Source organism: Neisseria sp. P0021.S006 (assembly GCF_051956895.1).
In genome coordinates this window covers 1-1,136 of the sequence record NZ_JBQCWZ010000446.1, presented here as the reverse complement: position 1 = coordinate 1,136, position 1,136 = coordinate 1, and the positions used below count along the sequence as shown (strand labels likewise).

Sequence of the window (1,136 nt, the reverse complement as noted above, 5' to 3'; positions counted from 1 at the left end):
ATACCAAATTGCTGTTTTTGGAAACGCCGTCCAACCCTTTGGGCGAAGTTGCCGATTTGGAAGCTTTGGTCGAACTGGCACACAGCATCGGTGCGCTTTTGGTAGTGGACAACAGCCTCTTGTCGCCAGTCGGCTCGCAGCCTTTGAAACACGGTGCGGATATTTCTGTTTCTTCCGCAACCAAAGCGATTGATGGTCACGGCCGCGTGATGGGCGGCGTGTTGGCCGGTTCGGAAGAATTGATGACGCAAGTTGCCATGTATTGCAACTCTTGCGGTTTGGCGATGTCTCCGTTTAACGCATGGCAGCTGTTAAGCGGCGTGGAAACTCTGTCGCTGCGTATGGAAAAACAATACGACAATGCGCTGAAAATCGCGCAATGGTTGAAAGAGCAACCGCAAGTCCAAGCCGTGTACTACACCGGTTTGCCCGACCATCCGCAAGCCGAACTGATCCGCAAACAGCAAAATGGCGGCGGTATCGTCGTGGGTTTTGAAGTTGCAGACCAAGAAGAAGCATGGAAAATCGTGGACGGCGTAGAACTCTTTTCCCGTACTGCCAACCTCGGCGATGTGCGCTCGACCATCACCCATCCGTGGACAACCACGCACGGCCGGATGCAGCCTGAAGAAAAACTCGCCGCCAATATCCGCCCGGGCTTGATACGCCTCTCTGTTGGTTTGGAACACATCGACGATTTGATTGATGATTTGCAACAAGCATTGAACAAATAATCTAAAAACAAATTGCAGACGGCCTTAAATTTTAATAGGCCGTCTGAAAGCAATTAAACACACATCTTAAGAATAAAAGGAAAAAATAATGTCTGAAGCAGAATTCGCCTCGTGGGCAATGAAAATCCTCCTCACCGGCCTGATTATCTTTTTGGGCTTTATCGTTTGGAACTTGGGTAAAGAATCCAAAGCCGGCAAATTCGGCATTGCCATGCTCTTCTTGGTTTTGGGCTTGGGTGTGTTTGGATTCGTATTTAAAGAGTTGCTGATTAGCTTTTTGGTATTGCCAAAGTAAGCAGAAAGTTTATAGATAGAACAAGCCCTTCTGAAAAAATGTTCAGACGGCCTTTTGATTTGAAATTTAAATTACGCCCAATTCTTGCAAGCCGCGCAAGACGCCAT

The 1,136-nt window shown here is 48.0% G+C and carries 2 protein-coding genes; both read left to right on the top strand.

All coding sequences use genetic code 11. The features are described 5' to 3' along the window. Window positions 1-734, top strand: a 734-nt coding sequence (locus ACTHUM_RS14880) for an aminotransferase class V-fold PLP-dependent enzyme (RefSeq protein WP_440403275.1), incomplete at its 5' end; no start/stop codon positions are given. A gap of 88 nt (window positions 735-822) precedes the next feature. After that, a complete protein-coding gene (locus tag ACTHUM_RS14875) occupies window positions 823-1,029 on the top strand; it encodes a DUF2788 domain-containing protein (RefSeq protein WP_003747401.1) in 207 nt (68 codons plus the stop codon). Window positions 1,030-1,136: the final 107 nt, after the last annotated feature.

Excerpts from the sequence above, each read along its gene's own strand:
- ACTHUM_RS14875 (WP_003747401.1), top strand. The coding sequence starts at position 823 with ATGTCTGAAGCAGAATTCGCCTCGTGGGCAATGAAAATCCTCCTCACC.